Raw genomic sequence first — 12,815 nt, forward strand, 5'->3', positions numbered from 1 at the left:
AATGGTGATAATGCGGCTCCTTATGCATTAATATTTAAAGAGGAGTTAAGAGTGAAAGAAAAACAAGAAATTCGTCGCATTGAAATTGGAGTTGTACAGTTAGTTGTGGTTGTGTTTGCAGCCTGGTTAGCTAGTAAATTACCTTACACTGAGATAACCAAAGGAAGTATGGTCATTCTAGGCGTGGTCCATGTTGTCACATACTATATCAGTAGTTATTATGAAAATCTTAAATATAGGGGCTATTTAGATGAGCTTATTGCAACTGTTAAGTATGGTTTTATATTTGCTCTAGTTGTAACCTTCCTATCATTTTTTGCAGATGGTGATTTTTCGATTTCACGACGAGGTCTTCTATACGTCACTCTAATCACATGTACTTTGTTATATCTGACAAATACTCTTCTAAGGTACTTCCGCTCATCCATTTATACGCGCCGTAAAGGAAATAAAAATATCCTCTTAATTTCTGATCAAGCACGTCTGGAAGATGTTTTGATTCGTATGAAAGACAATATGGATGGTAGGATTACTGCGGTCTGTGTTTTGGATAATCCTTATTTTACAAGTCCTTTTATTAAGAGTGTGAAACCTGAAAATCTTGTTGAATATGCTACACACTCGGTTGTTGATCAAGTGCTAATTAATCTACCTAGTGAACAGTACAAAATTTGGGACTATGCCTCGCCTTTTGAGCTTATGGGAATTCCAGTATCCATTAATTTAAATTCCCTTGAATTTATGAGTCAAGGTAAAAAACGTATCCAACAGTTGGGTCCTTTTAATGTTGTTACATTTTCAACGCAGTTTTATAGTTACGGTGATATCGTAGCTAAACGTTTTCTTGATATCTGTGGGGCCTTATTTGGTTTGCTCCTATGTGGTTTAGTCGGAATCTTTCTTTACCCTCTTATCCGTAGGGATGGTGGACCAGCAATTTTTGTTCAAGATCGCGTAGGTGAAAATGGACGTATCTTCAAGTTTTATAAATTCCGTTCGATGCGTGTAGATGCCGAAGAAATTAAGAAGAATTTGATGTCTCAAAATAAGATGTCTGGTGGTATGTTTAAGATGGATAATGATCCACGGATTACCAAGATTGGACATTTTATTCGTAAAACGAGTCTTGATGAACTTCCACAATTTTGGAATGTTCTAAAAGGTGATATGAGTTTAGTTGGAACACGCCCTCCAACATTGGACGAATACGAATCGTATACGCCAGAACAAAAACGTCGGTTAAGCTTTAGACCAGGAATCACTGGTCTTTGGCAAGTAAGTGGTCGTAGTGAAATTACTGATTTTGATGAAGTTGTCAAACTAGATGTTGCTTATATGGACGATTGGACAATCTGGCGTGATATAAGAATCTTATTAAAGACAATTAAAGTAGTAGTAAAGAAGGATGGAGCAAAGTGATAGCTTTCTCCATTTCTTTTGATGGTGATTAAATGACAAAAACAGTTTATATCGTTGGTTCTAAGGGAATTCCAGCAAAATATGGGGGATTTGAAACCTTTGTTGAGAAGTTAACAGAGTTCCAACAAGATAAAGATATTCAGTATTATGTAGCTTGTATGCGTGAAAACTCTGCTAAATCAGGTATTACAGCAGACACTTTCGAACATAACGGTGCTAAATGCTACAATATCGACGTCCCAAATATCGGGCCTGCACGTGCCATCGCTTATGACATCGCAGCTCTCAATAAGGCCATTGAAATTGCCAAGGAAAATAAAGACCAAGCACCAATCTTTTATGTTTTGGCCTGCCGAATTGGTCCATTTATCTCAAGTATTAAAAAGAAAATCAGGGATATCGGTGGTACCCTTATGGTTAACCCGGACGGTCATGAATGGCTTCGTGCTAAATGGAGTCTTCCTGTCCGTAAATATTGGAAGATTTCAGAACAACTTATGGTTAAGCATGCAGACCTTCTGATTTGTGATAGTAAAAACATTGAATCATATATTCAGAAGGATTATGCCAAGTATCGTCCTCAAACAACCTACATTGCCTATGGAACAGATACTACTAAATCTCGATTGACTAAAGTTGATGATAAGGTACGCACATGGTATTTTGAAAAGGGTGTCATTGAAAACAATTATTATCTTGTTGTAGGACGTTTTGTGCCTGAAAATAACTATGAGGCTATGATTCGTGGCTTTATGGCATCTAACTCTGACAAGGACTTTGTTCTCATTACCAATGTTGAAGAAAATAAATTTTACGACAAGTTGCGACAGGAAACAGGTTTTGACAAGGACCCTCGAGTTAAATTTGTCGGGACTGTCTATGATCAAGAATTGCTCAAATACATTCGTGAGAATGCCTTTGCTTACTTCCATGGTCATGAAGTAGGTGGTACCAATCCATCCCTTCTTGAGGCTCTTGAGTCTACTAAGCTCAATCTCTTGTTGGATGTTGGCTTTAACCGCGAAGTTGGAGAAGATGGTGCTCTCTATTGGAAGAAAGAACAATTAGCAAGTGTCATTGATCAAGCTGAGCAATTGGATGAACAAGCTATAGAAGATCTCAATCAAAAATCAAGTAAACGTATCTCTGAAGCCTTTACTTGGGAAAAAATTGTTACAGATTACGAAAAAGTATTTAAAGGATAGAAATGCAGAAAATTTTATATCTCCACGCTGGTGCTGAAATGTATGGTGCTGATAAGGTTTTGTTGGAGCTTATTAAAGGTTTGAATAAAGACGAATTTGAAGCACACGTTATTTTACCCAACGACGGTGTCTTAGTGGGTGCTTTAGAAGAGGTCGGTGCAAAGGTTAAAGTTATTGATTACCCAATCTTGCGCCGTAAATATTTTAATCCAAAAGGGATTCTTGAGTACTTTGGCTCCTATAACCGTTACTCCAAACAAATTGCTCAGTATGCTAAGGAGAATGGCATTACTCTTATTCACAATAATACGACTGCGGTACTTGAGGGGATTTATCTTAAACGGAAGTTGAAATTACCTTTGATTTGGCATGTACATGAAATTATCGTAAAACCAAAAGCAATCTCTGATTTCATCAACTTTTTGATGGGGCGCTATGCGGATACGATTGTGACAGTTTCAAATGCTGTTGCTAATCATGTCAAGCAGTCTCGTTTTGTAAAAGATGACCAAGTTCAAGTCATCTATAATGGTGTTGACAATGCTGTTTATCAGGTGATGGATGCTAGTGCGGTCCGTGATCAGTTTGGTATCGCCCAGGATGCTTTGGTGATCGGAATGGTTGGTCGAGTGAATGCCTGGAAAGGGCAAGGCGACTTTTTAGAAGCTGTGACTCCAATCTTAAAGTCTAATCCAAAAGCAGTAGCCTTTTTGGCAGGAAGTGCATTTGAAGGTGAAGAGTGGCGCGTGGAGGAGTTGGAGAAGGCTATATCAGACTCACTAGTATCTGGACAAATCAAGCGAATTGACTATTATAGCAAGACAACAGAACTCTATAATATGTTTGATATCTTTGTCTTGCCAAGTACCAATCCAGATCCACTACCAACAGTCGTACTAGAAGCGATGGCTTGTGGTAAACCTGTAGTCGGTTACCGTCATGGTGGTGTCTGTGAAATGGTTAAGGAAGGCGAAAACGGCCTTCTTGCCACACCAAATCAACCTTCTGAATTATCCAAGGCTATTCAAGAATTGGCTGAGAACACTGAGAAGAGAGAACAATTTGGAAAGGCATCTGTTAAACGCCAAAAAGAACTCTTCTCATTACAAAGTTATATTCGGAATTTTTCGGACTTGTATAAGAAATATTAAATAATCAAATTCGCTGAAAAAAGGATTATATCCGAGCTGGTTTAAAGATTTACCATATATCATTGAATGTTGTAAGTCAGTTAGATCAGAGAGGAGAAGAATTAGAGTAGAATAAAAATTTAGGTAAATAATCTATGAAACCACTATTAACTGTCGTCATTCCAGTATATAATGTTGAAAGATATTTAAAACGTTGCATTGAAAGTGTTCTTGCCCAAGAATGGAAGGACTATGAGATTCTACTTGTTGATGACGGGAGTACTGATCATTCTCCTCAAATCTGTGATGACTATGTTAAGGCTTATGACTTTATCTCAGTTATTCATAAAGAAAATGGTGGACTTTCTGAAGCACGGAACACAGGTATTTCTCATGCCAAAGGAGAATATGTTTATTTTCCTGATTCAGATGATTGGATTGAACCAGATACCTTTATAGCGTTAGTAGAAGCGCTAGAATCTCAAGAGTTTGATATTATTTCTTTTAATCGTGAGTTTGTGAAGGGTGAAGAGGATGTTATCGTTTCGGATCCAGTAGTGACTCAAGTATTTGAAGGTAAAGATGCTTTTGTGCAAATGCTGAAGCATAGTTATATTACTGGGTTTGCTAATGATAAAATCTATCGAAAATCATTATTCACTGATCATAACATTCAGTTTCCAATTGGGAAATACTATGAGGATCTTGGCACTAATTACAAACTGTTTCTTGCGGCTAAGAAGGTCTATGCAACTAATCAAAAATACTATCACTACTTAATCGACAATCCAGATTCTATTACACAGTCTTGGAATGAAAAAAAGTTTAGAGATATGTTTGGGTTTTATAAAGAAATGTTTTATTCTGATTTTGTACGTTCGCAATTAAATCAAGAAGAGTTGCATATCTCACAACTGTATTATGTAAATGGATTGACTCATATTTTAGCTAGCTTGTATAAAGCTAAGCTAGATCGTCAATATGCTGAAATAAGAAATGATGTCAATCAGGAATTAAGAAAAAATAAAATAATGTATAGTGAAATAAAATACCTACCAAATAGGATGAAATATTTGTTATACCGTTTGAACTTGTTGAAGATGGCTTTTACTATACAAGGAATGAAGTAAGAGATTTAGGGGATTATGTTGAAGTACTCAGTCATTATACCGGTGTACAATGTAGAGAACTATCTTCATCGTTGCATCAATAGTATACTTGTCCAAGAATATACTGATTTAGAAATTTTATTGATAGACAATGGATCTACTGATAGTAGTGGCAGTATTTGCGATACTTATGCTAGTGAGTACTCAAATATCTCGGCCTATCATATTGAAAACCATGGTGTCGGTTCAGCTCGAAACTTTGGTTTAGCAAAAGCTCAAGGTGAATTTATTTGTTTTGTAGACGCGGATGATTATCTAGTAGGAAACTTGTTTTCTGATATGGAAAATCAGTTGGATTCTGGATTAGATTTATTGGTATTTAGTTACTATAACTCTCTTGAAAAGAACCTATCAGAAACGACTAGATCAGCAAAAATTCTTCCTATTGAAGGAAAAAAGATAGGAATCAGTTCATTGCTCTCTTTACGGAATTATTTTTATCAGACATGATGTATACTGTTTGGAATAAAATTTATCGTAGAGAGTTCTTGGAAGAGCATCGAATAATGTTTGAGCAGTATGAATTAGGAGAAGATGTTCGATTCAATCTAAATGTATTTGAATGTGTTCATACAATTTCATTTTCAAAAACTTGTTATTATGTTTATGTCTCGGGTAGAACAGATTCTGCGATGGGGCAGTATAATCCCTATCGGATGAGCTATCAATTGGAAGAACTAGAAAAAGTTGATCAGTTGATGACAGGCTGGGACATCCATGATGATCAATTTATTGATCAAATAAAGGCTCGTATTTTGATGAGTAATATACAGAACATATCAAATCAAAAGATGTCTCTTTCTAAAAAACGACACTATGTTGAGGTGCTGTGTAGAAATCAAGAGATGATTGCATTGCTAAAAAAAGCGACTTCTCCGCTTCACCCTCTCGTTAGACGGTTATTACATTTCAGAATGTATCTGACAGTAATTTTTTTAAAAAAACTACAAACCTTGATAAAATAGGGATATTCGCTATTTAGTTGTGAGAGGTTTTTATGGATACTAGTAATAAGATTTTATAATCATGATTGAAAGGTTTGGATGACTATTGTGACGAACAATCGTTTTATCTCAGAAAAAATTTATTTATGTACCTTGTTTGTATGGGTTGTTGTCGCTTCATTAGTCACAACCACTTATTTTATTCGGTTAGATGGCTTTTTATCGCTTTATCGATCATTACTTTATCTTACGATTTTCGCATTATTGATAAAAGAGTTACTGAACTTGTCGAATACTCTAAATTACTTTAGATTCCATTGGAAACAATTATTAACAGTAACGGTATTTTTTCTTGCGATGTTTATAGTTGCAAAAAATCGCGATGGGATGTTGGATATAAATGTGCTACTCCTTGTTTTCTCTGCTAGAGATATTGATTTTAGAAAATTATTAGGAACTTTTTCTTTAGCGACATTCTTGGTACTTTGTTTGACAATTTATGCCAGTCAAAAAGGTATTATTGCCAATATGTTTATGAATGCAGATGGTGGTTATCGCTTTAGTTTGGGATTTAACTACGTTTCATTTGCTTCCCAGAGAATGTTTTTTGCCTTGTGTAGTTATCTAATGTTTCGAGGTAAAAAAATTACATACATTGAATTGATGGCTTTACTCTTGGCTACGATTTATATGTACCAACAAACTTCGACATCTAGTCCATTTTACTTAAGTATCTTGATACTAACCTATGCTTTGTTGAGTGTTAAAATTTTTAAAAAAGAGTTTATCATTGGAAATTTCTGGACAAAGACACTTGTGCAGTACGGTTTTATTTTAGCTTTAGTGATTATCTTGTATTTTTGTTTTTATTCATCTGGGAATTTATTTCACTTAGTCGATCAATTTACGCATAATCGCTTGCGTCTCAGTGTCAATGGTTTTCAAAATTTTGGTGTATCTTGGTTAGGGCAACCAATTTCCTTTACAACTCTTGATATATTTGGAAATTTCACTAGTAATTACAATTATATTGATAGCTCTTTTGTTCAATTATTGGTTATTGATGGCTTGATTGTCAGTGTATTTATGTTGTTTGCATTGACAAAAGTGATGCGTTATTTTGTGTCCATTCAAAAAGATATCGTACTGGCTTGCTTAGGGATTATGATTATCCATGGCATGTTTGATCCTCAGATGTTAGTTCTTCGTTATTCTCCATTAATCTTGTTTATCAGTCGCCTGTTTATTCTGAATGAGGATACGAACATTGAATAAAGAAGAGCATTCGTTAAATCTAAAGGAAGGCTAAAACAAGTTATTGTACTTATGAAGGTTCTTAAAAATTACGCCTATAATCTTTCCTACCAGCTACTGGTGATTATCCTACCGATTATCACTACCCCATATGTCACTCGGGTATTTAGCTCTGAAGATTTAGGAACTTACGGCTATTTCAACTCCATTGTTACCTACTTTATCCTTTTAGCGACTTTAGGGGTAGCAAATTATGGTACTAAGGAGATTTCAGGGCACCTGCAAGAGATCCGAAAGAATTTTTGGGGGATTTATACCCTCCAGTTAGGTGCGACCTTTGTTTCCATCCTGCTCTATGTCTTGCTGTGCTTGTCGCTTCCTTCAATGCAAAATCCTGTGGCCTATATTTTGGGGCTCAGTTTAGTTTCAAAAGGACTGGACATCTCCTGGCTTTTTCAGGGATTGGAAGATTTTCGTAAAATTACTGTTCGAAATATCACGGTCAAACTGGTTGGAGTCATCTCCATCTTCTTGTTTGTCAAATCTGCCAATGATCTTTATCTCTATGTATTCTTGCTCACCATCTTTGAGCTCTTAGGTCAGCTTAGTATGTGGCTACCTGCCCGTGAATTTATTGGGAAAGCCCGTTTTGATATGGCCTATGCACGGGTGCATTTGAAGCCAGTCATTCTGCTCTTTTTACCGCAGATTGCCATTTCCCTCTATGTCACCTTGGATCGGACCATGCTGGGGGCACTTGCTTCTACAAAGGATGTAGGGATTTACGACCAAGCCTTAAAACTCGTAAATATTTTGTTGACCTTAGTTACCTCACTGGGAAGCGTTATGTTGCCCCGTGTATCGAGCCTCTTGTCGTCGGGAGACCACAAGGCTGTCAATAAGATGCACCAAATGTCCTTTTTGGTTTATAATTTGGTGATTTTCCCAATCATTGCAGGCATGCTGATTGTTAACGATGACTTTGTTCAATTTTTCTTGGGAAAAGATTTCCAAGATGCTCGCTATGCCATCGCTATCATGATCTTCCGTATGTTCTTTATCGGATGGACCAATATTATGGGGATTCAAATTCTTATCCCGCATGATAAGAACAAAGAATTTATGCTATCCACCACCATTCCTGCTATCGTCAGTGTCGGGTTGAACCTGCTCTTCTTGCCTCGTTTTGGTTTTATCGGTGCAGCCATTGTATCCGTCTTAACAGAATCTTTGGTATGGCTGATTCAATTGTACTATACCCGTCATTACCTCAAGGAAGTTCCAATTATCGGTGCGATGACAAAAATTATGTTCGCATCTGCTCTGATGTATGGCCTCTTGCAACTTGTAAGACCGTTCCTACATTTCACCCCTACCCTAAATGTACTCGTATATGCGGTGCTTGGTGGGATCATTTACCTGCTTGCTATTCTAGTTCTGAAAGTGGTAGATGTAAAAGAATTAAAACAAATAATAGGGAAAAATTAGAAATGAAGAAAATACGGAATATAAACTTAGACTTGATTAAAATAATTGCTTGTATCGGAGTTGTTTTGCTTCACACTACGATGCCAGGGTTTAAGGAAACAGGGCAATGGAATTACTCATCTTATTTATATTATCTAGGTACTTATTCAATTCCCTTGTTTTTTATGGTGAATGGTTATTTATTATTGGGCAAAAGCAAGATAACATATCCCTATATACTACATAAAATAAAATGGGTTCTAATAACAGTGTCGTCATGGACTGTTATCATCTGGTTACTTAAAAGAGACTTCACAATTAATCCAATTAAAAAAATTTTGGCTTCTTTGCTACAAAAGGGTTATTTCTTCCAATTTTGGTTTTTCGGCTCATTAATACTAGTTTATTTATGTTTGCCGATATTGAAGAAGTATTTACATTCAAAAAGAAGTTATTTATACTTTCTATCTGTATTAACAATTATTGGTTTGATTTTTGAATTGATAAATTTTTTGCTTCAAATGCCAGTGCAAATTTATGTTATACAGACGTTTAGATTATGGACTTGGTTCTTTTACTATATTTTAGGTGGCTTTGTAGCACAATTCGATATAGATAATTTAAAATCAATCTTTAAGGGATGGATGAAAATTGTTAGCATACTTTTGTTATTGATTTCACCGATAATATTATTTTTCATAGCAAAAAATACTTATCATAATCTTTTTGCTGAATATTTTTATGACAATCTTTTGGTGAAAGTAATTAGTTTAGGACTATTTCTTACTTTATTGACGCTAACTATTGATGCTTCTAAATATAGAATGATCTACTTGTTATCAGTCCAAACGATGGGGGTATTTATTATACATACCTATATTATGAAAATATGGCAAAAGTTGATAGGATTTAACATAGTAGGTGTATACTTATTTTTCCCTGTATTCACATTAATGATTAGTTTTCTAATAACTATGATATTAATGAAAATCCCTTATATCAATCGAATAGTTAAGTTATAAAAAGGAGTTTTTGATGTACGATTATCTAATTGTTGGTGCTGGTTTGTCTGGAGCCATTTTCGCACACGAAGCAACAAAACGTGGTAAAAAAGTAAAAGTGATTGACAAGAGAGATCACATCGGTGGAAATATCTACTGCGAGGAGATTGAAGGCATCAACGTCCACAAGTACGGTGCCCACATTTTCCATACGTCCAACAAAAAAGTCTGGGACTATGTCAACCAGTTCGCTGAATTCAACAACTATATCAACTCACCGGTGGCTAACTACAAGGGGAACCTCTACAATCTTCCCTTCAACATGAATACCTTCTATGCCATGTGGGGCACTAAGACTCCTCAAGAAGTCAAGGACAAGATTGCTGAGCAAACGGCGGATATGAAAGATGTTGAGCCTAAAAACTTGGAAGAACAAGCTATCAAGTTGATTGGTCCAGATATCTACGAAAAGTTGATCAAGGGATATACAGAAAAACAATGGGGACGTTCTGCAACAGACCTTCCGCCATTTATCATCAAACGTCTTCCGGTTCGTTTGACTTTTGATAATAACTACTTTAATGACCGTTACCAAGGAATTCCAATCGGTGGTTACAACGTCATCATTGAAAACATGCTTGGTGATGTAGAAGTAGAACTTGGAGTTGACTTCTTTGCCAATCGTGAAGAGCTAGAAAGATCAGCTGATAAAGTGGTCTTTACAGGGATGATTGATCAGTACTTTGACTACAAGCATGGGGAGTTGGAGTACCGCAGCCTGCGTTTTGAACACGAAATCTTGGATGAGGAAAATCATCAAGGTAATGCTGTAGTCAACTACACAGAGCGTAAGATTCCTTATACTCGTATCATTGAGCATAAGCACTTCGAGTATGGAACCCAACCAAAGACTGTCATCACGCGCGAATACCCAGCTGACTGGAAACGTGGGGATGAGCCATACTACCCAATCAATGATGAAAAGAACAATGCCATGTTTGCTAAGTATCAAGAAGAAGCTGAGAAAAATGACAAGGTTATCTTCTGTGGACGTCTTGCAGATTATAAATACTACGACATGCACGTGGTCATTGAGCGTGCCTTGGAAGTCGTTGAGAAAGAATTTACTAAATGACACAAGAAAAGATTGATATCGTTGTTCCCTGGGTCGATGGTAGTGATCCAGAGTTTATCCGTGAGAAACAAGCTGTGACTGGTCATTTTGCTGATTTGGGCGAAGAGATTGATGGAGAGCAGCGTTACCGTGATTATGGTATTTTAAATTACTGGTTTCGAATGATTGAAAAACATGCTCCTTGGGTAAATAATGTCTATTTGATTACCAATGGGCAAAAGCCAGACTGGTTGAATTTGGAACATCCAAAACTCAGATGGATTACTCATAAGGAATTCATTCCAGAAGAGTATCTGCCTACCTATAATTCTGCTGCTATTGAGCTTAACTTCCATCGGATTGAAGGATTGTCGGAGAATTATTTGTATTTCAATGATGATATGTACTTAATCAGAGACAGTCAGCCTTCAGGTTTTTATAAGAATGGACAACCCAAGCTTTTAGCTGTATATGATGCTTTGGTTCCTTGGTCACCTTTTACGAATACTTATCACAATAATGTTGAGTTAATCTATCGCCATTTTCCTAATAAGAAGGCCCTAAAGTCTTCGCCCTGGAAATTTTTTAACTACCGCTATGGGCATTTAGTTATTAAAAACTTGCTACTTTTGCCATGGGGGCCAACAGGCTATGTGAACCAGCATTTACCTGTTCCTATGAAAAAGAGTACCTTGGCGCATTTATGGGAAATTGAAGCAGAAACGTTAGATAAAACGTCACGAAATAAAATTAGAGACTATGGAGTGGATGTTAATCAATACATCTGTCAGCATTGGCAAATTGAAAGTAATCAGTTTTATCCTGTATCAAAGAATTTTGGAGAGTCGATAGGTGTAAATCAAGTTGATAGGTTAGAGAGTATCTTTAAAGATAAACATAAAAATCTACTTTGTGTGAATGACGATGTTGACTTTAAAGAGGAGAATATCATTCGTTTTAAGGAAATCTTGAAAGAGCGCTATCCTGAGAAATCAGCTTTTGAAAAATGAGAAATAAGAGATGAAATACTATTTAAAAGAAGAATTTTTACACGATAACAATGTTAAAAATGCAGGTAATAAGGCACGGAATGATGTTGAAGAAATTGTAAAGAGAGAAGGGTATCAGTCCTTGGTTCTTTCGGTTGATAATTGGTACAATATGAGTATAATAAAGGCTCAAATACATAAGGCTAAATCATTCAGCCAGTCTTTAAATCGTTTGAATAAAGGGGATGAACTTCTAATTCAATTTCCAATGCTTCATCATAGTTTTTTCACTACTTTACTTGTTAAAAAAGCAAGAAAAAGAGGTGTGAAAATTCAGTTTATCATCCATGATTTGGATGCCCTTCGTTTTATGAATAGTCAAGCTGCTCCGTTAAAACAGAGAGTTCGAATGAAAATCCAGGAGTCAGGTCTTTTAGGTGTAGCTGATGGCATTATTGCCCACAATCCAATTATGAAATCTGTTTTGGTGGATAAAGGGGTTGATGCAGATAAGATTATTAGCCTTGGCATTTTCGACTATTTGATTCCAAATTTCCAAGATAAGACGGGGCTTACTAAGAATCAGCCAATTATTGTAGCTGGTAATTTGGCTCAGGAAAAAGCTGGTTATCTTTACTCCATTCCTGAAGAACCTGCTTACAACCTTTATGGTGTTGGTTTCGACGAGAGCAGAGCTCTTACGAATGAGACTTACTTTGGGTCATTCCTACCTGACGAGCTACCATCAGCTCTTGAGGGTGGTTTTGGGCTTGTCTGGGATGGTGATAGCGCTGAGACATGTAGTGGTGTATTTGGTGAGTACCTACGCTATAACAACTCTCACAAGGCGTCACTATACTTGGCCTCTGGTTTTCCGCTTGTGGTTTGGAAACAGTCTGCCTTGTCTCACTTTGTTCTTGAGAACGGCTGTGGGATTGCAGTAGAGTCACTTCATGATTTGAAGGCGACAATCGACAATCTTTCAGACACTAACTATCAAGATTTGGTTGAAAATGCTAAGTGTGTTGGTAAAGGCATCCGTGATGGTCACTATCTGATTACAGCATTAAACAATTTGAAATAAGAAAATCCTCATGTTTGTGAGGATTTTTTGTATTATTTA

General features: G+C 36.4%; 12 protein-coding genes. All 12 read left to right on the forward strand.

Annotated elements, in window-relative coordinates:
• The first annotated feature begins 51 nt into the window (after positions 1-51).
• The 12 genes from HMPREF9425_RS04420 (at position 52) to HMPREF9425_RS04470 (ending at position 12,776) form a co-directional block, all read left to right on the forward strand.
• Positions 52-1,419 (forward strand): sugar transferase, encoded by a 1,368-nt coding sequence (locus HMPREF9425_RS04420; RefSeq protein WP_037621455.1) that lies wholly within the window; start codon positions 52-54, stop codon positions 1,417-1,419.
• Positions 1,420-1,451: 32 nt separating this feature from the next.
• Entirely contained in the window at positions 1,452-2,624 is a 1,173-nt protein-coding gene (cps2T, locus tag HMPREF9425_RS04425; protein ID WP_003097096.1) for a beta 1-4 rhamnosyltransferase Cps2T, read from the forward strand.
• Positions 2,625-2,626: 2 nt separating this feature from the next.
• The gene (locus HMPREF9425_RS04430) at positions 2,627-3,775 is read left to right on the forward strand and encodes a glycosyltransferase family 4 protein (protein WP_003097098.1); all 1,149 of its coding nucleotides are present in this window, start codon (positions 2,627-2,629) and stop codon (positions 3,773-3,775) included.
• Between the two features lie 134 nt (positions 3,776-3,909).
• The gene (locus HMPREF9425_RS04435) at positions 3,910-4,884 is read left to right on the forward strand and encodes a glycosyltransferase (RefSeq protein WP_003097099.1); all 975 of its coding nucleotides are present in this window, start codon (positions 3,910-3,912) and stop codon (positions 4,882-4,884) included.
• Between the two features lie 15 nt (positions 4,885-4,899).
• The gene (locus HMPREF9425_RS10270; protein WP_003097102.1) at positions 4,900-5,373 is read left to right on the forward strand and encodes a glycosyltransferase family 2 protein; all 474 of its coding nucleotides are present in this window, start codon (positions 4,900-4,902) and stop codon (positions 5,371-5,373) included.
• The gene (locus HMPREF9425_RS10275) at positions 5,370-5,888 is read left to right on the forward strand and encodes a hypothetical protein (protein WP_003097105.1); all 519 of its coding nucleotides are present in this window, start codon (positions 5,370-5,372) and stop codon (positions 5,886-5,888) included. The genes HMPREF9425_RS10270 and HMPREF9425_RS10275 overlap by 4 nt, the downstream gene beginning before the upstream one ends.
• A gap of 87 nt (positions 5,889-5,975) precedes the next feature.
• Positions 5,976-7,142, forward strand: coding sequence for a hypothetical protein (locus tag HMPREF9425_RS04445; RefSeq protein WP_037621684.1), 1,167 nt, complete (start codon positions 5,976-5,978; stop codon positions 7,140-7,142).
• Between the two features lie 51 nt (positions 7,143-7,193).
• Complete coding sequence (locus tag HMPREF9425_RS04450; RefSeq protein WP_003097109.1) at positions 7,194-8,609, forward strand: flippase; 1,416 nt, start codon at positions 7,194-7,196, stop codon at positions 8,607-8,609.
• 2 nt (positions 8,610-8,611) lie between these two features.
• The gene (locus HMPREF9425_RS04455; protein ID WP_003097110.1) at positions 8,612-9,610 is read left to right on the forward strand and encodes an acyltransferase; all 999 of its coding nucleotides are present in this window, start codon (positions 8,612-8,614) and stop codon (positions 9,608-9,610) included.
• Between the two features lie 13 nt (positions 9,611-9,623).
• Entirely contained in the window at positions 9,624-10,724 is a 1,101-nt protein-coding gene (gene glf / locus HMPREF9425_RS04460; protein ID WP_003097113.1) for a UDP-galactopyranose mutase, read from the forward strand.
• Positions 10,721-11,713, forward strand: coding sequence for a stealth family protein (locus tag HMPREF9425_RS04465; protein WP_003097115.1), 993 nt, complete (start codon positions 10,721-10,723; stop codon positions 11,711-11,713). The genes glf and HMPREF9425_RS04465 overlap by 4 nt, the downstream gene beginning before the upstream one ends.
• A gap of 10 nt (positions 11,714-11,723) precedes the next feature.
• The gene (locus tag HMPREF9425_RS04470; protein ID WP_003097116.1) at positions 11,724-12,776 is read left to right on the forward strand and encodes a glycosyltransferase; all 1,053 of its coding nucleotides are present in this window, start codon (positions 11,724-11,726) and stop codon (positions 12,774-12,776) included.
• The last annotated feature ends 39 nt before the right edge of the window (positions 12,777-12,815 follow it).

It is taken from the genome of Streptococcus vestibularis ATCC 49124, from assembly GCF_000188295.1.
Classification (GTDB): domain Bacteria; phylum Bacillota; class Bacilli; order Lactobacillales; family Streptococcaceae; genus Streptococcus; species Streptococcus vestibularis.